The sequence below is a fragment of the Hungatella hathewayi WAL-18680 genome, assembly GCF_000235505.1.
Lineage (GTDB): Bacteria > Bacillota > Clostridia > Lachnospirales > Lachnospiraceae > Hungatella_A > Hungatella_A hathewayi_A.
Genome location: NZ_JH379027.1, coordinates 3,051,039 through 3,073,983, shown reverse-complemented (window position 1 = coordinate 3,073,983; position 22,945 = coordinate 3,051,039). Strand labels below are relative to the sequence as shown.

Annotated in this window: 19 protein-coding genes; 16 read left to right on the top strand and 3 right to left on the bottom strand. The window is 47.4% G+C overall.

Annotated elements, in window-relative coordinates; translation table 11 throughout:
* Positions 1-197: 197 nt before the first annotated feature.
* The 5 genes from HMPREF9473_RS13850 to HMPREF9473_RS13830 all read left to right on the top strand — a co-directional run bounded on the left by HMPREF9473_RS13850 (position 198) and on the right by HMPREF9473_RS13830 (position 6,256).
* The gene (locus tag HMPREF9473_RS13850) at positions 198-1,055 is read left to right on the top strand and encodes a cell wall hydrolase (RefSeq protein ID WP_006780756.1); all 858 of its coding nucleotides are present in this window, start codon (positions 198-200) and stop codon (positions 1,053-1,055) included.
* 103 nt (positions 1,056-1,158) lie between these two features.
* A complete protein-coding gene (locus tag HMPREF9473_RS13845) occupies positions 1,159-1,623 on the top strand; it encodes a YhcH/YjgK/YiaL family protein (protein WP_006780755.1) in 465 nt (154 codons plus the stop codon).
* Between the two features lie 103 nt (positions 1,624-1,726).
* Positions 1,727-3,619: a hypothetical protein gene (locus HMPREF9473_RS13840; protein WP_006780754.1), complete on the top strand. Its 1,893-nt coding sequence runs from the start codon at positions 1,727-1,729 to the stop codon at positions 3,617-3,619.
* Positions 3,620-3,645: 26 nt separating this feature from the next.
* Complete coding sequence (locus HMPREF9473_RS26275; RefSeq protein ID WP_006780753.1) at positions 3,646-4,185, top strand: TetR/AcrR family transcriptional regulator; 540 nt, start codon at positions 3,646-3,648, stop codon at positions 4,183-4,185.
* Positions 4,186-4,387: 202 nt separating this feature from the next.
* Positions 4,388-6,256 (top strand): flavocytochrome c, encoded by a 1,869-nt coding sequence (locus tag HMPREF9473_RS13830; RefSeq protein ID WP_006780752.1) that lies wholly within the window; start codon positions 4,388-4,390, stop codon positions 6,254-6,256.
* A 225-nt stretch (positions 6,257-6,481) separates the two neighbouring features.
* Here the strand turns inward: HMPREF9473_RS13830 and HMPREF9473_RS13825 are convergent, their stop codons facing one another.
* Positions 6,482-7,459 carry a pectinesterase family protein gene (locus HMPREF9473_RS13825; protein WP_006780751.1) on the bottom strand — a complete coding sequence of 326 codons (978 nt, stop codon included), beginning with the start codon at positions 7,457-7,459 and terminating at the stop codon, positions 6,482-6,484.
* 255 nt (positions 7,460-7,714) lie between these two features.
* Between HMPREF9473_RS13825 and HMPREF9473_RS13820 the strand changes: the two genes are divergently transcribed.
* Positions 7,715-9,412: a phosphoenolpyruvate carboxykinase (ATP) gene (locus HMPREF9473_RS13820; RefSeq protein WP_006780750.1), complete on the top strand. Its 1,698-nt coding sequence runs from the start codon at positions 7,715-7,717 to the stop codon at positions 9,410-9,412.
* A gap of 85 nt (positions 9,413-9,497) precedes the next feature.
* Positions 9,498-10,169, top strand: a complete 672-nt coding sequence (locus HMPREF9473_RS13815; protein ID WP_006780749.1) for an HAD family hydrolase — start codon at positions 9,498-9,500, stop codon at positions 10,167-10,169.
* 93 nt (positions 10,170-10,262) lie between these two features.
* On the opposite strand, the gene HMPREF9473_RS13810 is transcribed toward HMPREF9473_RS13815, so the two are convergent.
* Together HMPREF9473_RS13810 and HMPREF9473_RS27380 are read right to left on the bottom strand one after the other, a co-directional pair.
* Positions 10,263-11,240 (bottom strand): hypothetical protein, encoded by a 978-nt coding sequence (locus HMPREF9473_RS13810; protein ID WP_138669459.1) that lies wholly within the window; start codon positions 11,238-11,240, stop codon positions 10,263-10,265.
* Positions 11,241-11,335: 95 nt separating this feature from the next.
* Positions 11,336-11,893, bottom strand: a complete 558-nt coding sequence (locus HMPREF9473_RS27380) for a hypothetical protein (RefSeq protein ID WP_207636798.1) — start codon at positions 11,891-11,893, stop codon at positions 11,336-11,338.
* Between the two features lie 293 nt (positions 11,894-12,186).
* On the opposite strand from HMPREF9473_RS27380, the gene HMPREF9473_RS13805 reads away from it, so the two are divergent.
* From HMPREF9473_RS13805 to HMPREF9473_RS13770, 9 genes are all read left to right on the top strand, one after another.
* Positions 12,187-13,533: a M56 family metallopeptidase gene (locus HMPREF9473_RS13805; protein ID WP_006780746.1), complete on the top strand. Its 1,347-nt coding sequence runs from the start codon at positions 12,187-12,189 to the stop codon at positions 13,531-13,533.
* Positions 13,534-13,566: 33 nt separating this feature from the next.
* A complete protein-coding gene (locus HMPREF9473_RS13800; protein WP_006780745.1) occupies positions 13,567-13,938 on the top strand; it encodes a BlaI/MecI/CopY family transcriptional regulator in 372 nt (123 codons plus the stop codon).
* Positions 13,939-14,109: 171 nt separating this feature from the next.
* Positions 14,110-16,500: a GH36-type glycosyl hydrolase domain-containing protein gene (locus tag HMPREF9473_RS13795; protein WP_006780744.1), complete on the top strand. Its 2,391-nt coding sequence runs from the start codon at positions 14,110-14,112 to the stop codon at positions 16,498-16,500.
* Between the two features lie 39 nt (positions 16,501-16,539).
* Positions 16,540-18,027, top strand: coding sequence for a phosphoglucomutase/phosphomannomutase family protein (locus HMPREF9473_RS13790; RefSeq protein ID WP_006780743.1), 1,488 nt, complete (start codon positions 16,540-16,542; stop codon positions 18,025-18,027).
* Between the two features lie 123 nt (positions 18,028-18,150).
* Positions 18,151-18,282, top strand: coding sequence for a helix-turn-helix domain-containing protein (locus HMPREF9473_RS28660; protein ID WP_349674965.1), 132 nt, complete (start codon positions 18,151-18,153; stop codon positions 18,280-18,282).
* 65 nt (positions 18,283-18,347) lie between these two features.
* Positions 18,348-18,623 (top strand): hypothetical protein, encoded by a 276-nt coding sequence (locus tag HMPREF9473_RS28560; RefSeq protein ID WP_006780742.1) that lies wholly within the window; start codon positions 18,348-18,350, stop codon positions 18,621-18,623.
* A 144-nt stretch (positions 18,624-18,767) separates the two neighbouring features.
* On the top strand, positions 18,768-19,073 hold the full coding sequence (locus HMPREF9473_RS13780; protein WP_006780741.1) for a hypothetical protein: 306 nt from the start codon (positions 18,768-18,770) through the stop codon (positions 19,071-19,073).
* Between the two features lie 36 nt (positions 19,074-19,109).
* On the top strand, positions 19,110-21,797 hold the full coding sequence (locus HMPREF9473_RS13775) for a transglutaminase domain-containing protein (RefSeq protein WP_006780740.1): 2,688 nt from the start codon (positions 19,110-19,112) through the stop codon (positions 21,795-21,797).
* 138 nt (positions 21,798-21,935) lie between these two features.
* Positions 21,936-22,945 (top strand): L,D-transpeptidase family protein (locus HMPREF9473_RS13770; protein ID WP_006780739.1); only part of this gene is annotated, 1,010 nt, incomplete at its 3' end.

Below are 22,945 nucleotides of genomic sequence, written 5' to 3'. Positions count from 1 at the left end.
AAATGTGCATCATGCACAACTCTTCGCAATATTGTCAAAAAATGCGATGAAAAATATAACAAATATTTCAAATCTGCATTGACTTTTATGCATACCGTCCATATAATTAGTGTCGCACCCTAGAAAGCGGGCAAATGGGAGGCTTCTCCCACTTTGACCCAATTTTATAACGAAAAAAGAAGAAAAGAGGAGTATGTATGCTTACATTTCACTCATTTCTTCAACGTGTGTACCACTTTGTGAAAAATATGGCGGTTCGTGTCACGAAACAGATGCACCGGAACGCGGCCGTATTATCGACGGGATTTGCAGTTCTTACAGTGGTGGCACTGACTTCGACCGGATTTGGCGGCGGCGGAAAATCTGCGCTGACGGCATTTGCGGAAACCTGGTCCGAGACAGAATCCGAGACCGATGAGGACGTTGAAGAAATTGAAGACCTTACGGAAGCAAAAATACAAATTAATCTTACTGATTCGAGGCGGCAGGGACAGTTAGTTGTTGGCGAGTTATTAGCCAGAGAAGTACAGCAGAAACAAGAGAGTCAGTTAGCAGCCCAGGCAGAGATTGAGAATGTAAGAAAAGAGATTCTGAAAGAAGCGGAAGCGAAAGCTTTGGCGGAAGCAGAGGAAGCGGCGAAGAAGGCAGAGGAGGAAGCCAGAAAGGCATCCGCGGTGGTTCCTTACACCGAGCAGGATTATCAGGTGCTCCTTCGGATTGTACAGGCCGAGGCCGGAATATGTGATGACAAGGGTAAGATACTGGTGGCCAACGTAATCTTAAACCGGGTAAAGAATGGGGAATTCCCCAACAACATCACAGACGTCGTGTATCAGAAATCTCAGTTTTCTCCGGTATCTGACGGCTCTATCAATACAGTGAAAATATCAGGCCAGACCGTGGACTGCGTCAACCGCGCGTTAGCCGGTGAGGATTATTCCGACGGCGCTCTGTACTTTATGTACCGGGGCGGCTCCAGGGCCAGCGCAGTGAACTGGTTTGATGGGAGATTAACATTTTTATTTCAACACGAAAGACATGAATTTTTTAAATAAAATGATTGTGGAATATTTGCCTTTGGGTGTATACTATATCTGAGAATGTCAGTGACAAAGGTCAGCGATGTCAGACAAGTATACATAGCAAAGGAGAATGAACATGATTTTTGATTTGAAGGCAAATTTGGAATTTTACAGGAACCTTGGGATTGCGGGGCGTTATGCAAAGGCAGTGGATTTCCTGATGAATACGGACTTAGAGAACCTGGAGCCGGGAAAGTATGTCATCGACGGGGACAACGTGTTTGCCAACGTAGTGGAATACACCACCATACCGTGGGAAGAGGCAAAATTTGAAGCACACGAAAATTACACCGATATTCAGTATGTGATTCAGGGCTCAGAGGTGATGTCCTTCGCGCCGGTCAGCCAGCTGAATGTGTCGGTTCCCTATAATCCGGAGAAGGATGTGATGTTCTTCGACAATGCCAATCCGGGGCTGCAGGCGGCAGTTCATGCGGGCGAATACATGATATTCAACCCATGGGATGGCCATAAGCCCAAGGCAGCCGACGGCGAGCCGGCTCCGATTAAAAAGGTGATTGTGAAGATTAAAGAGAATTAAAGAAGTGAACATGGAATCGGGTATTCTTTCATGCATGTACAGATGGATGAAGGGATACCTGATTTTGTAATGTTGGAACATGCACGGCGGGGAGGAGGAAGAGATGAGACGATATTGCTTGATAGCCATCGGATGTCTGGCGCTGCTTACGGCCTGCGGGGTCCGGCAGGCGGAAATGCCGGCGGAGACGGTTGTTTCCAGTGAGGCGGATGCGGCTGGCGGGGATGGCTCCCTGGAGAACGGGGCGGCTTCGGATGCCGATGGAGCTTCGGATATCGGTAGTTCTTCCGGTGCCGATGGTTCTTCCGGGAAAACGGCCCCCTCCGGTAAAGAAAAACGTCAAGCAGACGGGAAACTGACGCAGGAGGAGATTGATGCGCTGTGCAGCCAGTTATACAGCACCACCTATCCCTGCGGGGATGGCAGCCAGATTATCCTGGCCGGCGTGGGCAATGACTATATTTATATCAAATACATGCCGAAGCCCCTTGGCAATGGCAATTACAGCTTCTTCCGGGAGTTTCATCCTTCCTATGAGGTGACGGTTAACCAGGACGGGACTGTGGATATTCCAATTTCTATCAATGATTCCGGTTCCGCCCGCTTTGTGCTGAATGCCGATTATTCACTCCAGAACGGGAAAATGGTCATTGAGAAAGGAAGATTCACCTTACCGGATAAAAATGATGAAGAATTCGATAAAATGTTTTCCGAACTTTACAGCACGGAGCAGTGGAACTACCGTCTGTCTCTCACACCCGACAGAAGTATGCCAGATGAGAAGCTGGCAGAATTTCTCAGGGCCTGTGTCTACAACGGTAATTTCTACGTGCTGGATACCCTGTATGATTTGATGCCAAAGGACAGCCAGGAGGAGCGGGATAAGCTGGAACTGGCCGGAGCCATGGCGGGGGTATCAGAGCTGACTTACTCGGCCGATAACCCCTATCTCCCGGAGATTTATTACGGCGAGAGCTGTGCCGAATTCCCCCAGCAAGATGTGCTTGAGTTGGTGGCAGCGGAAGTGCGGACAGGCGCAGGGCTGGAGGAGATGGGAGCGGAGCGGGTGGAACAGAATGCTGACTGGGAGAAGGTATACAGTCTCCCCGGCTTTAAGGAACTGTACCCCTATGTTTCTGCGGATGAGTCCGTGACCGGCGTCTACAACTATGATTTGGACGGGGACGGACTGCCGGAATACCTGATTCTGTTTCCCGGCGGCTCCATGGGAAATCATTTCTGGGAAGTCCTTCATCTGGATGGGGCCGGGAAGATTACGGATACGAATTCGGGAGAGGGAATGGGATACGTTTCCCTGTACCGGTATCAGGGAAAGTATTTTTTCGTCAACGAAAGCTATGATTACTATGACCGGGAATGGCTGGGCTGGCAGGTGCATGCCCTGAACCAGAGCGGCCAGATGTACATGGCCGAGGCCGTCAGGGAGAAGACCGGCTCGGAGATCATATTTACCGACAAGTATGTGGACGTGGAGCCCTACTATTATCTGGACTGGTACCTGGAGCGGTATATCGACCAATACAAGGAATATGAGACCGAGCCCATGGGCCGTGAGATTGTGACGGACGAGGAGACGCAGAAGCTGTTTGGAAATGCCGGCAGTATGACCGGCATCTATGGTGTGATGGATTTCAATAATGACGGCGTCGACGACTGGACGAACGTGTATAAGTTTCTACCCAGCGGCCGTTATCCCTATTACTGCAGCTATGCATTGGTGGACGGGAAAACGAAGGAGGTCCTGGATTTTTCCAAACTGACCGACTTATTCTACAATCCTCGCTGCGTGTTCCCATACACTTCTGAGGGAAAGAACTATTTTCTGTTTGTCCTCAATGGATATGGCAACTATGTGTTCAAGCTGGTGGAATTTCAGGGGATGGAGCCGGTGGAGATTCAAAGCTGGCTGGTGACAGTCGAAAACCGGGTTCTCGTCCATGCCATGGAGTCACACGGGTCAAGGATTGGAATTTAAACAAGACTGGAATGGAGGGAGCGTTCATGAAGGAAAAGGGAAGAAACCTGATGGAAGATTTGATGGAGGAGGGCATCCGCCTGATTATGGAGCGGGGCGTGGAGGGCTTTTCCAACCGAGCGGTGGCGGAGCGCTGCCACGTATCCTGCGCTGCGCCCTTCAAGCATTTTAAGGACCGGCAGGCGTTCTTCGGCAGCATATCGGAGAAGCTGGACGGAGAGCTGCTGGAGCAGATGGAGGAATTGACCGTCCGTTATCAGGGGAACCACAAGCAGGCCCATCTGGCCATGTGCCGGGCCTACATCCTGTTTCTGATCAAGTACCCGTTCCTGATTAATCAGTCCTTCTGGCGCACCATCAACGAGGAGCAGGCCATCGGCATCCGCAGCTGGAAGAGTTTTCAGCGGATGATCGAGGAGTTTAACGGATATTTTGACGACATCGGCATGCCGGAGGAGGGCAGGGGGGAAATGCTATTTCTCATTCCAGACATTCGCCTACGGCGCCGCCTTTGTGGCCACCAGCGGCCTGTTGCTGGAACAGGAGCGTCTGGAAGACTATATTGACAGAATCCAGCAGGAAATCTGCGCGACAATAGAACAGGAAGTAAGATAATCATGCGGGGCGGACAGAAAAAACCGTCCTGCTATTTTTTTACCATTTTTCGTTAAAAAAGTAACAAAAAAATCTTGCATCAAAATCCCTTCTGTGATACTATTATTCAGGAAGTTATCAGTGATAACCAAAAATAAAAACAGGAGGATTATTATGAGAAAGACAAGAAAACTGGCTGCTCTTATGATGGCGGCTGTTCTGGCCGGTTCTCTGGCGGGATGCCAGAGCAAGAGTGCAGGGACGGACGCCACGACGACGGCGGCCGAGACCACTGCCACAGAGGCGGCAGGAATGTACACACCAGGCACCTACACGGCAACTGTGACCGGTATGCATGAGATGACGGTCACCGTGACCTTCAGCGCGGATGCCATCACGGACATCAAGCTGGACCACGAGGAGACGGCAGGCATCGGCGAGCCGGTCTGCGACTCCATGCCAGGCGAGATTCTGGAGCTTCAGGGCCTGGGCATCGACGCGGTATCCGGTGCGACTCTGACCAGCAACGCGATTTTGGAAGGCGTGGCTGACTGTGTGGCACAGGCAGGCGGAGACGTGGAGGCGTTAAAAGCCGTGAAGAAGGAAGTTGTGGCGGAAGCGGACGAGGAACTGACCGCTGACGTGGTTGTCATCGGAGCCGGCGGAGCCGGTATGGCGGCGGCAGTGACGGCAAGCCAGAATGGCAAGAATGTTATTGTGATCGAGAAGACAGCCAACATGGGCGGCAACACGGCATTGGCCGGCGGAGCCCTCAACGCGGTTGACGACGGCAGCGAGACCGCACTGGCGAGAAACGACAGCGTGGATTTCCACTACCAGCAGACCATGGAGGGCGGCGATAATCAGGGCGACCCGGAACTGGTTCGGACCCTGGTGGAAAATGCCTGGGATGGCGTGACCTGGCTGAAGGATTTGGGAATGCAGTTCCAGGACGGCGTGTTCACCGTGACCGGAGGAATGTGGGAGCGTGCCCACAAACCGGTGGAGCCGGAGGGCTCCGGGTTCTTCAAGACCTATAAAGAGTATATGGAAGGCCACGACGGCATTACCATGAAGTACAACACCAAGGCGGAGAGTCTGATTGTGGAGGACGGCGTGGTGACTGGCGTGGAATGCACCGGCCAGACTGGCAACAAAGTGACCGTGAAGGCTAATAACGGCGTGGTTCTGGCCACCGGCGGTTTCGGCCAGAATGTGGAAATGCGTCAGAAATACAACGAGGAGACCAAATTATGGCCGACTCTGGACGAGACCATTCCGTCCACCAACACCTCCGCTATCACCGGCGACGGAATTGTGATGGCGGAAGCCATCGGCGCGGAGCTGGTACAGATGGGCAACATCCAGCTGCTGCCACTGGGCGACCCGGAGACGGGAAGTCTGTCCGGCAACATTGAGCATGCGGTGGAGAGCCGTATCTTCGTCAACAAGGAGGGCAGCCGTTTTGTAAATGAAGGCGGACGCCGTGACGAGATGACGCTGGCCCTGTTTGAGCAGCCGGATACCACCATGTATATCATAATGGACAGCGATACTTACCCAACCGGCGATGAGGTCAACAACTTCAACGAGACCATCAACAGCCTGGTGGCCGCAGGGCGCGCCTACAAGGCGGATACCCTGGAGGAACTGGCGGCGCAGATCAATGTTCCGGCGGAGAATCTGGTGAAATCCGTGGAGGAGTACAACCGTCACTGCCTGGGCGGAGATTTGGAAGGCCAGGCAGATGAATTTGGCCGCACCCTGTTTACCGACACGGATAAGAAGAACAACGGCATCAACGACGGCCCGTTCTACGCGGCGGAGCGTGTGCCTACCGTACACCACACCATGGGCGGCGTGAAAATCAACACCGACACCCAGGTGATCGGCACGGACGGCAGCGTGATTCCAGGTCTGTTCGCGGCAGGAGAGGTGACCGGCGGCATCCATGGCGCCAACCGTCTGGGTGGAAATGCATTGACCGACACCGTTGTATTCGGAAGAATCGCAGGGGAGAGCGCGTCTGCATTTACAAGATAAAAATAAAAAGAGGGGATACCGGTTTCAGTGCGGTATTCCCTCTTTTGTTTACAGTAGCTGTCATAAAAAAATATTGAACAGAGAACGCTCAAATCCAGACAGTACCCAAATCCAGACAGTACCCAAATCCAGGCGGTACTCAAATCCAGGCGGTACCCAAATCCAGACGGTACTCAAATCCAGACAGTTTCGAAATCCAGGCAGTTCCCAAAAATGCTGAAAGCACTAAAACGGATTCCACCCGTCCTTCCCGCCCAGCACCGCTTCCTTCGTGAAGCATTCCGCCTCGGCCACCGTCAGCCGTTTCACCCAGTCTGGGCGTTTCGTCAAATCAGCCGATGGCCCGTAGCTGCCATACTCCCCGTAAAAGGCAGTCTCGTGAGCATGTTCCTTCCCCCAGTCATGCCATCCTTCCTCGCAGATATGGCGCCCGATATAGCAGTCAATCAGCACCGTCTTTGCAAACTCCCGCCACGGCCGCCCCAGATAGGCGCTGTGAGGCGGGCAGTTGCCCACAAACCGGCAGTTCCTCATCACATAACCATATTCCTGGCCCTCCGGTGTGGAAGCGGCAGTGACATAGCTGTTAATCTCTCTTCCCACATCCTTGGAAAACAGCTCGCAGCCCTCAAAATAGGCCACAGCCCCGCCGAAGATAAAATCGATATCTCCCTCGATATAACAGTTTTTATAGTAATGGCGTCCCATAACCCGCGGCGCGTTCTGCTTCGGCCCCACAAACCCGTTGGGCTCAATCTCCTTTGGCGGGAGAGGAGCGGTAAACAGGGTGTCCTGTCCCCCCAGAAACCGGCAGTCACGGAACTGAATCCTGTCGCCGTCCACATAGAGGGCCAGCGCCTGCCCCACGTCCACGCCCTTCCCGGCTTTATTTTCAAAGGTCAGGTTCTCCGCCGTGAAGTCATCGGCGTCAATCAGGCAGGAATAGCTGCGGAAGGTCCCCCTCTTCATGCCGTCCGGCATCATCATGCGTGCATAATTGTCGTAGGTGAGTATGGTATGTTCTCTCGATTCACCTATCATGGTCACATGGGGCACCACCACCGTGAGACGTTCCCGGTAGATTCCGTTATGGATGAATAAGGTACGTTCTTCCCGGCTGTCCTGGTTACCGGAAGAAATACTCTGTAACGCGGCAGTGATGGTGGTAAAATCCCCACTGCCATCTTTCGCAATGTGTATCATAGGCCCCTCCTTCGCATGTATGGTTGTCACTAAAGTCTCATAAAACAGGTAATGGAACTTTATATTAGAATTATAAGGTCATTGTCCCAAAAAAGCCATAGAATTTTTAGAAATTCAATATATTGTATACAGAATGCAGTTCTTTCAATAGATATATTGGTTTTTTATTTCTTTTTTGTACAAACTATATTGACTTTTCTTTCACAAAGTGGGATAATTGAATCAAATTTCGATTTATTATAAGGAGGATTTTATATGTCAACAAAAGCGTATTACCCAATTAATGAAATTGGCGCAGGCAAGACAGGTTTTTCAAAAACAAGGTCCATTATCGAAGCGGCTTTCTATGGCAACAACGTAGTAAAGATTAACACATTAAAGGAAGCGTATGAATTAGCGAAGAATTCTCCAGGTACTGTTGTGACAGATATGCCTGTTTACAGAGGAGAAGAGTTTGGCCTTGAAAAAGACGCAAAAGTCCTTCTGTTCAATGATGGCGCTATCACCGGACGTTATGCAACCGCACGCCGCATCACCGGCGAACCAGGAGTGAACACCGCAGCCCTTGACTTAGTGGCTATGGACGCTGTTTACGAGTCACGCTGGAAAACCATGTACCACGCAGAAGTATTTGTAGGACTTGACCCAGAATTTATGGTAAAAGCTCACCTGCTGATTCCAGAGGGCGAGGAGAACATCATGTACAACTGGATGCTGAACTTCCAGTATATGTCTGACGAGTATGTGAAGATGTACAAGAACTCCGTACCGGTTGGCGAAGGCAAGGAAGCTGACATTTACATATTCTCCGACCCACAGTGGAACGGTTCCGACCGTCCAAACGTATCTCTTGACTGCTTATCCGACCCGCAGAAGAAGACTCTGTGCTACTTCAACACAGAGACCAACTGCGCATGTATCCTTGGTATGAGATACTTCGGCGAGCACAAGAAGGGAACTCTGACCATGGCTTGGGCCATTGCCAACCGTAACGGTTACGCATCCTGCCACGGCGGACAGAAAGAGTACACACTGAAAGATGGCAGAAAGTATGTTGCATCCGTATACGGTCTGTCAGGCTCCGGTAAATCCACTCTGACTCATGCAAAACATGGCGGCAAGTATGATGTGAAGGTTCTTCATGATGACGCGTTCATCATCAACACAGATACCTGTGCTTCCATCGCATTAGAGCCGACCTACTTTGATAAGACACAGGATTACCCGACCGGATGTGAGGACAACAAGTTCTTACTGACTGTACAGAACTGTTCCGCAACCTTGGATGAGGAAGGAAAAGTTCAGATCGTAACTGAGGATATTCGTAACGGCAACGGCCGGGCCATCAAGTCCAAATTATGGTCCCCGAACCGTGTGGACAAGATTGATACACCGGTTAACGCGATCTTCTGGATTATGAAAGACCCAACCATTCCGCCGGTAGTAAAACTGAAAGGCGCATCCCTGGCATCTGTTATGGGCGCTACCCTGGCTACCAAGAGATCTTCCGCCGAGAGACTTGCTCCAGGCGTAGATCCGAACGCACTGGTTGTTGTACCTTACGCGAACCCATTCAGAACCTATCCTCTGGTTAACGACTATGAGAAGTTCAAAAAGCTGGTTGAGGAGAAGAATGTAGACTGCTACATCGTAAACACCGGCGATTTCATGGGCAAGAAAGTTAAACCTGCCGATACCCTGGGCATCCTGGAGGCCATCGTAGAGGGAACCGCTCAGTTCAAACAGTGGGGACCGTTCTCTGACATCGAGATCATGGATTGGGAAGGCTTTGTACCGGATATGAACGATTCGGAGTATGTAGATCAGTTGAAGGCAAGAATGACAGACCGTGTTAATTATGTGAAGAACATGGAGACTGCAAAAGACGGTTATGACAAACTTCCGGCTGACGCTCTGGCAGCTCTTGAGAAGGTTGTAAGTGAATTAAAGTAATCATTAGATAAATTGTAATTGAAAAGGGCGTGACCGCTTAGGCCACGCTCTTTTTATAAAAAACCAATATGTGCAGGAGATAGAAATGAACGACAAACAATATCTGCTATTTGATTTGGATGGAACGCTGACCGACCCTATGGTGGGCATCACAAAATCCGTCCAGTATGCGCTGAGACACTACGGCATCGAGGAACTGGATTTGAAAAAGCTGTGTCCCTTCATCGGCCCGCCTTTAAAGGACAGCTTTATGAAGTACTACGGATTTTCTTCCGAGAAGGCAACAGAAGCCATCTCCATATACCGGGAGTATTTCTCCAAAACCGGTCTCTATGAGAACATGGAGTATCCGGGCATCCGGGACCTTCTGGCCACCCTCAAAGCCGCCGGAAAACATCTCTACGTAGCCACCTCCAAACCGGAGCTGTTCTCCAAACAGATTCTGGAGCATTTCCGCCTTGCGGAGTATTTTGATTTCATCGGCGGCGCCAATATGGACGAAACCCGGGTGAGAAAGGGCGATGTGATCCGCTATGTTCTGGAGGAGAACCAGATTACGGAACTTGACAAAGTTGTCATGATAGGCGACCGGGAGCACGATATCATCGGGGCGAAAGAAAACAGTATTGACAGCATCGGCGTTCTCTACGGCTACGGGGACCGGGAAGAACTGTCTGTGGCCGGGGCGGACTGGATTGTTGATACAGTGGAGGAATTGGGCAGTCTGCTGGATGTGCTAGTAGAAAGTAGAAAATAAAATGTATAAAAGAGCAGTTCTGAATAAATGCTGAACTGCTCTGAATGTTTTCTTTATTATTGAAACAACTGCGATTAATTTTTTGATAACTCACTATTTAACATCAATATTTACCCATTGACTGGATTCAACATCAATTGAACGAAAGTTCTCATAATGATATGGGCTTTTTACAATTATTGCAACTAATTTATGTAAACCAACTGCATCGAAACTAGTATTAATTGGTATATGTCCCGAAAATTTGGAAGGAAGTTTTATATAAATTGTTTCTTGATTTAGAATAGGAACTTGTCTCCAATCTGCTAATAAAATAACTGCATAATCTTCTTCGATATTCGACCTATTGGCAACTGTTATAAATGCCTCTTTTGATTGTTTTATATCCAAACTGCATGGTGCTAATTCAATTAAATTATCTTTTGCCTTTTCATGTAACATTACTGGACGTTCAGCTCCCTCTGTCAATGTCACATCTTTATATTCATATTCTATTTTATCATATGTATTTCCCCAAATAACATTGCGCCTTAAATAAAGAATATCTTCAAATGCTTCGTTATCACTGGGATTGGTTAAGTTTTTGTTTGGATTAAGTACAATAAGAAATAGGATATCGTTTAATCCTTTATTTAAATTATTGAGTTTAATTGGTATCTGTAAATCGGTATTTTGAGCAATAAAAGCTGTGAATGAATCATATGATTTTCCTTCTATCTCAAATCTTACTTGTTTAAAGTTGACAAATGTTAAAATAGTATATTCCATATCCATATTGATATAATTTGCAATGTTTATAAATTTTTGAAAAGAATTTTCTTTCAAAAAATAAGTGGTTTCTGTTTCAACAATACCATCTTGATTTAAAATTGAATAGCTTACATTGTTCCCAGTTTCTGAGACATCTAAATATTTTATGTTTTCTTTGTTTGTAATTTTTGAATCAAATTTTGTATATTCTGATGGTATATTATCAGAAGAAATCTGATTATTATAACTACATGAGGTTAAGGATAAAACTACTATCATTAGAATAATAGTTATCTTCATAATTTTATCAATTCCTTTCATGTTACAGAAGGTAAAGAATACAATATCTTTGGCTTTAAAGGAGATAAGGCTGCCATCTATTTATGACAAAAACCTTACCTCCTTAAGCATTACATTTAATTGATATTCTTTGTAATATATTTCACAGTGTCATTATATCCTTCATTTTTGAAGATATGCGTACTTTTAGCAGTTGTAAATTCTGAAGCATAGCTGCCATCATTTAAATATAAAGAGAGAAAACTCGTGTTAGTATCACTTATATCATCATATGATGAGCCGCTTTTTCTGTTAATTACAGTTTTAATATACATATAATCAATAGGATATGATTCATCAGGATTACCAGTCACAAAACTATTGGAATCAGCAGTTGTATCGACTCCTTGTACCCAGCCAGGTTCTACTTTTAAGGACCAGCCAAAAGATAATGGTACCAATCGGGATGATAAATTTGTTGGTATAGCTTCTCCAGTTTCATAAACACTAATAGTCTGTTTTTTTGGCCCTACGATAGCAGATTCTGGTTTCTCCACATGTGCAAAAGCGTTTACTGACATAATCAAAGAAAATATTGTTGCTAAACATAAAACTCGTCTACATTTTTTCATTAATTTTCCCCTTTCAAAATTATTTATTACATTTAGACAAATATGTGAATTTATTCTAATCATTCTGCATTGGATTATACCTCCCTTTTATATGATAAAAACCATGAATATATGTACTATAAAATGTAGTACATCATAATAGTATTATACATTTATTTCTGATTAAAAGTATAGTGTAATTCTAAACAAAACAACCTATGAATTATAGTACAAATTGCTGAAATTGAAAAAATCGTATTCATTAATTGTTAGAGGAGTTGACTTATAAACAATAATAATATATTATATGACTTATATGATATAGGCTATATAAACCGTAGTAGTGTAAGTGCTGTTAAAGTTTGGAGGGGATGCAGGTGAGACAAAATGTTCTGATCATTATGTCCTTATCGGGAACATTGGTAGTAGTACTATATTTTGTTATGTATCCTCTTTTAGACAAATTTATGGGGGCATTATGGAGATATCGTTTTTTGAAAATCGCATTGCTTTTTTATTTGATTCCATTTTCAGAATTAAAATATAGATGTTATACTATTTTACAGACGATTTTCGGGTTTTATGGTATTAAGATGGATGGAAATGTTCCACAAATATTAAAGCGAGCTGAGTCTATTATTATTGGACCTGATGGTCAGAAGGTTTTTCCTGTAATTGCAAAAGAAGTAATTATTATTGTTTCATTGGTAGCTAGTTGTTCTATCATGATTATTGGTATACAGTTGTATCAATATTTTCGTGTGAGACAGGGATTAAATCAATGCATAGTAAAAACTCAACCGTCTAAAAGAATCACCGATATATTTGAAAGAATAAAACAAGAGGTAATAGTAGATAAAAATATAAAGTTAGCATTATTATCTTACATAGAAGAACCTATGGTATTGGGGATTTGGGCTCCTATTATATTTTTACCTGAGAGTTTTAAAGATTGGGAAGAAGAGGAACTGTCTTATGTGATAAAGCATGAATTAATTCATATAAAGAATAGAGACCTGATTTATAAATTTATTGGCCTTCTAGTTATGGCTATTCATTGGTTTAACCCGTTCTGTATTTTACTATTTAAAGAACTATCGGAAACAGCAGAAATATGTTGTGATAAACAAGTGATTAAAGGAAAAAAAGATGATGAAATAAAGAAATATAGTATTCTTTTAATTGACATGGCAACAAATAACAAAAAACTTACTGGACGTAAAATATTATTATCGGTTGGATTTGCTGGGAGTAGTGCAAAAAGAATGAAAAGGAGGATTAAAGAAATGAAAAAGAAAGAGCATATTAATCGAATATTTATCATATTAGTATTAGTTTCCGTATTTTATCTCGCATTTACTACGACAATTTTCGCATATGAACCGGTTAAAAAAATTGAAGATCAAAATATAGGGACAAATGAGATGGTTGATTGGGAAGTATTTATTCCAGGTTGTGAAATGAACAGGGAGATAGAAAATTTTTCAATCAGTGAAGTTGTATTTGTGGATGAAAATACGGCTAAGACTTATGATGCTGCCGGAACAAGTCCAAAAGCTGCATGTTCACATGATTTTGTTACTGGAACAGTTCAAAAGCATGTAAAAAATGCGAGTGGTGGCTGTCGCGTTGATTATTATGATTCTCAAAGATGTACTATATGTGGATATGTAAAAATAGGAAATAAAAAATATTCAATAACATATGATGTTTGCCCACATTAATCTTAAAAATAAAATAGGAGATATACAGAAAATATGGAACGGTTTTATGAATTGACAGATACAGAACTAGAATTAATGGAAATATTTTGGAGTACGGAGGAACAACTTTCCTTCAAAGAATTGATGAAGTATTCAAATGAAGTATTAAAGAAAGATTGGAAGAAACAGACATTGAGTACTTACCTTAAACATCTTCAAAATGAAGGGATGATAGGAGTATATAAAAGAAATTCAAAATATTATTCTTATTATTCGCTAGTTACAAAAGATGAGTTTCTCCAAGAGTGGACAAAAAAAATTGTGAATCAGTCATTTGGTAATTCATTAAGTAATTTTGTAGCCGCTTTTACAGGGGGAAACAGACTGAGCAAGGAAGAAGCAGCTGAATTAAAAAAATATTTATAGTAGATTTTTGAAGATAATCAATACAGCGTTGACTTAATAAGGTTAGCGCTGTTTTTTGTAGTATTTCCCGTCAACCTGCACAGTTTAAGACAAATATTCACATCATCAGTTATACCTTTTTCCGGCCGGGAAATCTATAATGGTTTTAGAAAGCAAGGAGGAGCAGGGGTTATGCAGTACGGTTATTTTGATAATGAGAACAGAGAATATGTGATTGACAGAGTGGATTTGCCGGCATCCTGGACGAATTATCTGGGGGTGAAGGACATGTGCGCGGTGGTGAACCATACCGCGGGCGGATATCTGTTTTATAAGTCGCCGGAGTATCACCGGATTACCAGATTCCGGGGCAACGGGGTGCCGATGGACCGGCCGGGCCACTATGTGTATGTGAGAGATGACGAGACCGGAGAGTACTGGTCCATATCCTGGCAGCCGGTGGGAAAGGATTTGAGCCAGGCGAAGTATACCTGCCGCCACGGTCTGTCTTACAGCCGGTATGAGTGCAGCTATCAGGGGATAGAGGCCAGCCAAACGCTGTCGATTCCCAAAGAGGACGCGGTGGAATTGTGGGATGTGAAGCTTAGAAACAACAGTGACAGGGAGCGCCATCTGAGCGTCTACTCCTACTGTGAGTTTTCCTTCCACCACATTGAATTTGACAATAAAAATTTCCAGATGAGTCTCTACGCGGCCGGTTCCTCCTACGAGGACGGCATCATTGAGCACGACTTATTTTATGAGGAGTTCGGCTACCAGTATTTCACCATGAACCAGGAGCCGGACGGCTATGACTGCCTGCGGGACACCTTCCTTGGGGAGTACCGGACAGAGTCCAACCCCATCGTTGTGGAGGAGGGGAAATGCCGTGGCAGCTTTGAAAAGGGCGGTAACCACTGCGGTGTTCTGCAGAAAACCATGACGCTAAAGCCCGGTGAGGAATCCAGAGTAATCTACCTTCTGGGCGAAGGAAACCGGGAAGCCGGGAAGGTCATGCGGGAGAAATATAAAAGCCCGGAGGCCGTTGACAGGGCTTACGGGGAGCTGAGGGAATTCTGGAATGACAAGCTTAAGAAGCTGCAGATACATACCCCCGACGAGGGAATGAATACCTTGATTAACACCTGGACGCTGTACCAGTCGGAGATAAATGTGATGTTTTCCCGGTTCGCCTCCTTCATCGAGGTGGGGGGAAGAACGGGACTGGGATACCGGGATACGGCCCAGGATGCCATGACGGTACCTCATTCCAATCCGGAGAAATGCCGGAGCCGTCTGGTGGAGCTGCTCCGCGGGCTGGTGTCCAAGGGCTACGGTCTGCACCTGTTCCAGCCGGAGTGGTTTGACCCGGAGGTGGAGGTGAAGCCGTTCAAATCCCCAACCGTGGTTCCGACACCGAAACTCAGCGATATGATTCACGGGCTGGAGGATACCTGTTCCGACGACGCCTTGTGGCTGATTGCTTCCATTGTGGAGTACGTGAAGGAGACCGGGGAGGATGAGTTCTTCGACGAGGTCATCACCTATGCCGACGGCGGAAGCGGTACGGTCTATGAGCATATGAAGCGGATTCTGGATTTCTCCGCCGAGCAGGTGGGAGACCACGGGATCTGCAAGGGACTGCGGGCGGACTGGAATGACTGCCTGAACTTAGGCGGCGGCGAGAGCGCGCTGGTGTCCTTCCTGCATTACTGGGCGATACAGAATTTCCTGGAGGCGGCGGAATATCTCCACCGGGAGGACGATGTAAAGACCTATACGGAAATGCTCCAGGGCGTGAAAGAAGCCTGCGACAGGGAGTTGTGGGACGGTGAGTGGTACATCCGGGGCATTACGAAAAATGGCCGGAAGATTGGCACCCAGAACGACAAGGAGGGCAGAATCCATCTGGAATCCAACAGCTGGGCGGTGCTCTCCGGCGCGGCGGACGAGGAGAAGGGTAGAAAGGCTATGGACGCGGTGGATGAATATCTCTACACGCCCTACGGCATTATGCTGAACGGCCCCTCCTACACGGAGCCGGACGACGATATCGGCTTTGTCACCAGAGTGTATCCCGGTGTGAAGGAAAATGGCTCCATCTTCAGCCATCCAAACCCATGGGCCTGGGCGGCGGAGTGTAAGCTGGGGCGGGGAGACCGGGCGGTGAAGTTCTATGACGCGCTGTGTCCTTACTATCAGAATGACAAGATTGAGATTCGTCAGGCGGAGCCGTATTCCTACTGCCAGTTTATCATGGGGAAGGACCATACGGCCTACGGGAGAGCCAGACATCCGTTTATGACGGGAAGCGGCGGCTGGGCGTATTTTTCAGCCACCAGATATATCCTCGGCATCCGGCCACAGTTTGACACGCTGGAAATCGACCCCTGCGTGCCGGCGGACTGGAAGGAGTTTGAGGTGCAAAGAGTCTGGAGAGGCGCGGACTTCCGGATAAAGGTGGAGAACCCGGATGGCGTGATGAAAGGGGTAAAGGAACTCTATCTGGACGGTGAATTAGTGAAAGAGATTCCGGTCAAAGAGGCAGGAAGCACCAATGAGATTCGTGTGGTGATGGGATAAATAGGAAACACATAACAGGAATAAAAGGAGCGGACAGAGATGATTAAGTTTGGAACAGGCGGCTGGAGAGCCGTCATCGGGGATGAATTTACAAGGGAGAATATCCAGAAGCTCTCAAAGGCGCTGGCGGATAAGATGAAGGATGAAGGGGTGGAGGAGCAGGGAATCGCCATCGGCTATGACAGACGTTTCCTGTCCAAGGAATCGGCCATCTGGGCCAGCGAGGTGTTTGCGGCGGAGGACATTCCGGTGAAATTCATCCTGGGCTCCGCGCCGACCCCGCTGATTATGTTTTATGTGATGAAGCATGAACTTCCCTACGGCATGATGATTACCGCCAGCCACAACCCGGCGGTGTACAACGGAATCAAGGTGTTCACCAGGGGCGGCAGGGATGCGGATGAGATTCAGACCATGGAGATGGAGCGGTATATCCGGGCGCTGGAGGAGCGGCTAGAGGAGCAGGCATGCGGCGGTGTGAAGGCGGCAAGTCTGAACCGGGACGGCAAGCCCGGCGTGGAGATTATGGATTACGAGAAGGGCATGGAGACCGGCATTATCCAGGAAATCAATCCGTTAAATGAATACCTGGACAATATCATCAACGCGGTGGATATGCAGGCCATCCGGGACCGGGGACTGCGCATCGCCATCGACCCGATGTACGGTGTCAGCAATACCTCGTTGAGAACGATTCTCTCTACGGCCCGGTGCGACGTGCAGGTGATTCACGAGGAGCACGACACGCTGTTTGGCGGCAAGCTGCCGGCGCCGTCGGCATTTACCCTGAGAAGTCTGCAGAACTATGTGGTGGACCGGAAGTGCGATATCGGAATTGCCACCGACGGGGACGCGGACCGGGTGGGCGTGATTGACGATACCGGAAGATTCCTGCATCCCAACGATATCCTGGTGATGCTGTACTATTATCTGGTGAAATACAAAGGCTGGAGAGGTCCGGTTGTCCGCAACGTGGCGACCACCCATATGCTTGATAAGGTGGCGGCCGGCTTCGGGGAGACCTGCTATGAGGTGCCGGTTGGATTTAAATATATCTCAGCCAAGATGAGCGAGACCAACGCCATCATCGGCGGCGAGTCCTCCGGCGGTCTGACGGTCAGGGGCCACATCAACGGCAAGGACGGCATTTACGCCTCCACATTGCTGGTGGAGATGATAGCCAAGACCGGCAAGAAAATGTCGGAGATCGCCAAAGAGATAGAGGAAGAGTACGGCGCCATCCATATGGAAGAGCGGGATTACAAGTTCAGCCAGGAGAAAAAGGACGCCATCGCCCACACACTGCTGGAGGAGAAACTGCTGCCACAGATGCCGGAAGAGGTGGAGAAGGTATCCTATTTGGACGGCTGCAAGGTATACTTCAAGGACGGCGGCTGGATTATCGCCAGATTCTCCGGAACGGAGCCGCTGCTTCGCATCTTCTGCGAGATGTCCGATAAATACAGGGCAGCGCGAATGTGTGAGTGCTTTGAGGAATTCCTTGGGATTTCTTATCAGGGGAATTGAGATAAAAGAATACGGGTTAACCGGGGGACGACAGGTTGAGATACCTGTTGTCCCTTTTTTTGAATTGTTATTGATTTTGGCAGGTTTGTTTTGTTCTTGTCATTGTTTCTTTTTGACGATATAATGAAATGGGTGATAAAAATGACAATAAATGAAATAATGAAGAAAAAAGGAATGTCCAGGTATCGTTTAGCTATCATCAGCGGTATCCCCTGGACAACACTTTCCAATATCTGTTACGGGAAAAAAGTCTAACACAATGCGATGCAAAGACGATTCAAAAGCTATCAAATGCCTTGGAAATGACCACTGAGGAAGTTTTGAACCTGACGGATGAACCTTATGAAAATCAGAATAATGGGAAACCGCAGGATTCTTCCTACCTGGAAACCAATCTTTCTGCCCATCTCCAAAAATCAATCGATGACTATGTACAGGGCGAAAAGAACAAGGTAACCTATATGGATTGTCTATGGGGAGAATTGTATGGTTCTATCAATGCAGACCTTTGGGCAGGTGTTATTACGGAGGAACAGGCAGTTTATTTGAGAACAAAATATCTTTATGGAGCAAAAGCGGAGGAAGAGCATGATTGATTTTACAAATTGTCCTGTCAATAAATCTTTGACAGACACAATGGAAATTGGGGGATTCTGATTGATGAATTAAAACAATGTGCAGAGATTGCCCCCATTTATGATTGTGGCTCTTGTCTTTATCCTCAAATGGATGTGGCAGGGATGGAACATGTCTTGAACAATGAAGCAGAGATTGACCAACGGATTTATGTGTTCCCTACCTCGGCAATTTTAGAAAACGGTAAAAAAATATCCTATTTTGATTATATATCTTCACTTAAAAACGAGGATTGTAACAGAGCATTAAAACGAATAGAAAGACGCATTAATATGGGAGATATCAATCGGCTGATTGATGAAATTCCTGCGGTTACGGAGATACAAAAGGATTTTTACAAGGTTATGATATCCGAGAGAAAAACAAAAATCCTTGATTACAGCCTGGAGCAGCTCTTAAAACAGGAGTGATGTTGTGACGGAGAAAAGACGAAGGAGATTCTTATCATGTTTTCAAACCATTTGATAGAATATGCCGAGGAGCGGTATGAGGAGAGACTGGAGCTTCTGGGGATGTGGAGGGAGCGGGTGGCTGGGCGGATGGCGCAGTGCGGGATGGAGGAGCAGGTTTTGATGAAGTTTCTCTATGGGACGATGCCCCTTCGGGATGCCGGGGAGTATGAGTTTGATGTGTTTTTGGGGTTTGTGAAGCATGCGCTGGTGTTGAGAGAGAAGATGGAGTGGTGTAAGGGGATTCCGGAGGATATCTTTTTGCACTATGTTTTGTATGATCGGGTGAACTCGGAGAAGATTGAGGATTGCCGGGAGTTTTTTTACCGGCAGCTGCGGGAGCGGATTGAGGGAATGTCTGTGGAGGAAGCGGTGCTGGAGGTCAACTACTGGTGCGCGGAGGCGGCCAGCTATGAGGCTTCGGACAACCGGACCAGTTCACCGATGACGGTTTACCGGTCGGGGAGAGGGCGGTGCGGGGAGGAGTCTGTCCTGGCGGTCACGGCGCTGCGGAGCGTGGGGATTCCGGCCCGGCAGGTGTATACGCCGAGATGGGCGCACTGTGATGATAACCATGCGTGGGTGGAAGCCTATGTGGATGGAAAATGGCGCTTCCTTGGCGCCTGTGAACCGGAGGAGATTCTGGATAAAGGATGGTTTACCAATGCGTCCTCCAGGGCGGTTATTGTCCATACTATGACGTTTTCGGATTATTCCTGCGGTTTTATGGAGGAGCAGATTGGGACTGGCAGAATGCCGGTTTATTATAATGACACTGCCAATTATGCGCTGGTTAAAGATTATGTGGTTCGTGTGGAGGATGAGTCGGGAAGGCCTGTTCCGGGAGTTACCGTGTCGGTGGAAATTCTGAATATGGCGGAGTACTGCAATGTCCTGACGCTGATAACCGATGAGCGGGGGATGGCCCGTATGACAGTGGGGCTGGGGGATGTTCACATTCATGCGATGAAGGATGATGTCTATGTGGAGGCCATCGCTTCTGTGAAAGATAGCGGGGAGCTGGTGTTGGAATTTCCTTCTAAGGAAGTGGGGGAAGCAGAACATGCTCCTATTCATTGGCGGGAAGTTGATATCGAGGCTCCTGTGGATTACCCCATGCATCCGGTGGTTTTGACAAAGGAACAGAAACGGACGAACGCCGCCAGGTTGAAACTGGCGGGAGAACGGCGGGAGAGCCGCTTGGAGTCCTATTACATAGAAGAGAAGGCGTCAGTGTATCCGGAGGAGCAGGAGCTGCTTCACAAGGCAAAAGGGAACTTTGAGGAGATTTATCGCTTCTTATCAAAGGACGGGAATCCAAACCGCAGAAAGCTGCTTCATACCTTGTCGGACAAAGATTATAAAGATGCAAAGGCGGATATTCTGGAGGACCACCTGACAGGTTCCGGTGACGGGGCGGGAGTGGAGGAGAGTCTATTTGTATCCTGTATCCTGTGTCCAAGAATCTATCTGGAGGAGTTGACTGCCTATCGTTCTTTCATCAACGAATATTTTACGGAGGAGCAAAAAGTAGAGTTTCGTAGCAATCCCAGCCGTATCTGGGCGTATATCCGGAAGGAAATCCAATATGCCCTTGACCTGGATTATGACACCATCTGTTCCACTCCGGTGGGCTGTCTCCGCCTGAAACAGGGAAATCCGCTGAGTCAGAAACTGTTGTTTGCTGCCATCTGCCGCACCCTGATGATACCGGCCCGGTTAAACCCGGTTACGCTGGAAGCGGAATATCATGATGGGAGCAAATTCATAGTGGTTTCCGGCACAAAAAATTGTGAAATGACATACCAGGAGCCAGAAAGCCAGGAGCCAGAAAGCCAGGAGCCAGAAAGCCAGAACCCGGAGAACCAGGAGCCGGAAAGCCAGAACCCGGAGAACCAGAACCCGGAGAACCAGTCCAGTGGTCATCTGACATTGACCGTACAGGACGGCAGTAAATGGAAGTATTACCAGACATGGACCATCGGCGTCTTACAGAACGCCCAGTTCACTACCCTGGATTACACCGATATCAAATTCGATAACAACTTCCTGACCCTGCACTTAAATCCGGGTACCTACCGCGTCATTACCACCAGCCGCATGCCAAACGGCAGCCAGCACGCCATGGAAGCCACTTTCACCATCCACAGCGGCAGCTGCTATGAACTCCCAATGACCCTTCGGGAAGGCAGCTTAAGCGACATGCTGGTCTCCAACGAAATCGCCGAGTTCGAGCTGACAGCTCCGGACAACGCCCCAGTCTCCGTCACGGAGCTGACAGGAGACCACGCCAACATCCTGCTCTTCCTGGAAGAAGGCAAAGAGCCCACGGAACATGTCCTCAACGAAATGCTGGACCACCGGGAAGAACTCTGCGCCCTGCACGACTTAAACGCCCGGATCATCTGCGTCATAAAAGATTCCTCCGCGCTGTCCAACGCTACGTTCGCTAAAACCCTGGCCACCATTCCAGGCATCCAGGTCTATTATGACGATTTCACAGATCACGTGGAGACTCTGGCCAGAAGAATGTATGTGGACCCGGAGAAAATGCCGCTCCTTGTCGTCACCAGACCCGGTATGACCGGAATCTACGCATGCAGCGGCTACAACGTGGGCAGTGTGGATTTGATTGTGAAGATATTGGGCGGGACAGGAGGCAATCAGGGAAGTAAGGAGCAATAAGGATCAACAAGGATCAACAAGGATCAATAAGATTAATCATGCGCAAGAATTGTATGTCACACAATTCTTGCGTTTTTGTGGTACAAATTAGATGCTATAATGGCGGTATCTATGAGAGAACCAAGAGGAGAATGTTCTATGTACCAATATAACAGACATCAATCTAAAAAAAGAAAGAAATCCTCCGCACATGTTCGGAGGAAGCTGGTCTGCATCACGGCAGTGATCATGGGAGGTATCTGTTTTTTGATCACTCGTCAAATGGGAGATATCGTTCGGAGCAATACGGTGGATATCCGGGAAGAAAGACTACTGGCAGAAACGGTAACATTTGATAATGAACCGGAAAATGAAAAAGAAATTGTGGACCAGCCAAGCCAGAAAGAAACACGGCCTCCTTTTGATGGATTTACCGTGACATATCATTTTGGAGACAGGAGCGAAGTGCTGGATGGAGATACCATCTGTGGCTGGCTCACAGATGATGGAGAAGAAACTGTGACAATCAGCCGGGAAGCGGTGGCGGAATATGTTCAGAACCTTGCGGAAACATACAATACGGCTTATTGTGCTAAAAAGTTTGTGACGACCGGAGGGGCTGTCGTGACAATCAACAGGGGGCATTATGGCTGGATGATTGATAAGGCGGCGGAGACAGAGGCCCTGATGACTCTTCTGGAAGCAGGGGAGAGTGTGGACCGTGAACCTATTTATGCACAGACGGCAGCCAGCCATGACGGACCGGATTATGGTGACACTTATGTTGAGATGAATCTTACGGCCCAGCACCTTTATTATTATAAACATGGAAAACTTGTAGTAGAGTCAGATTTTGTGTCGGGAGATGAAGCGAAAGGCTTTAGCACGCCGGCCGGAGCCTATGAATTGACCTATAAACAGCGCAATGCGACGTTAAAGGGAAAAAATTATAATACACCTGTTTCCTACTGGCTTCCGTTCAATGGAAATATAGGAATGCATGACGGCTACTGGCGGAATGAATTCGGAGGAGATATTTACAAGAAGAATGGTTCCCATGGCTGCATCAACCTGCCCCCGGCCATCGCAAAAACCATTTATGAAAATATAGAGGCAGGAACGCCAGTACTGTGTTATCATTTAGAGGGAAGCGAATCGAAAAAAACAAC

Coding starts and splice junctions, on each gene's coding strand:
- HMPREF9473_RS13845 (WP_006780755.1), top strand. CDS start 1,159: ATGATTTTTGATTTGAAGGCAAATTTGGAATTTTACAGGAACCTTGGG.
- HMPREF9473_RS27380 (WP_207636798.1), bottom strand. CDS start 11,893: ATGATTAGAATAAATTCACATATTTGTCTAAATGTAATAAATAATTTT.
- HMPREF9473_RS13815 (WP_006780749.1), top strand. CDS start 9,498: ATGAACGACAAACAATATCTGCTATTTGATTTGGATGGAACGCTGACC.
- HMPREF9473_RS13800 (WP_006780745.1), top strand. CDS start 13,567: ATGGAACGGTTTTATGAATTGACAGATACAGAACTAGAATTAATGGAA.
- HMPREF9473_RS13850 (WP_006780756.1), top strand. CDS start 198: ATGCTTACATTTCACTCATTTCTTCAACGTGTGTACCACTTTGTGAAA.
- HMPREF9473_RS13795 (WP_006780744.1), top strand. CDS start 14,110: ATGCAGTACGGTTATTTTGATAATGAGAACAGAGAATATGTGATTGAC.
- HMPREF9473_RS13840 (WP_006780754.1), top strand. CDS start 1,727: ATGAGACGATATTGCTTGATAGCCATCGGATGTCTGGCGCTGCTTACG.
- HMPREF9473_RS13825 (WP_006780751.1), bottom strand. CDS start 7,459: ATGATACACATTGCGAAAGATGGCAGTGGGGATTTTACCACCATCACT.
- HMPREF9473_RS13775 (WP_006780740.1), top strand. CDS start 19,110: ATGTTTTCAAACCATTTGATAGAATATGCCGAGGAGCGGTATGAGGAG.
- HMPREF9473_RS13780 (WP_006780741.1), top strand. CDS start 18,768: ATGGAACATGTCTTGAACAATGAAGCAGAGATTGACCAACGGATTTAT.
- HMPREF9473_RS13830 (WP_006780752.1), top strand. CDS start 4,388: ATGAGAAAGACAAGAAAACTGGCTGCTCTTATGATGGCGGCTGTTCTG.
- HMPREF9473_RS26275 (WP_006780753.1), top strand. CDS start 3,646: ATGAAGGAAAAGGGAAGAAACCTGATGGAAGATTTGATGGAGGAGGGC.
- HMPREF9473_RS13820 (WP_006780750.1), top strand. CDS start 7,715: ATGTCAACAAAAGCGTATTACCCAATTAATGAAATTGGCGCAGGCAAG.
- HMPREF9473_RS13810 (WP_138669459.1), bottom strand. CDS start 11,240: ATGAAAGGAATTGATAAAATTATGAAGATAACTATTATTCTAATGATA.
- HMPREF9473_RS28660 (WP_349674965.1), top strand. CDS start 18,151: ATGAAATGGGTGATAAAAATGACAATAAATGAAATAATGAAGAAAAAA.
- HMPREF9473_RS13790 (WP_006780743.1), top strand. CDS start 16,540: ATGATTAAGTTTGGAACAGGCGGCTGGAGAGCCGTCATCGGGGATGAA.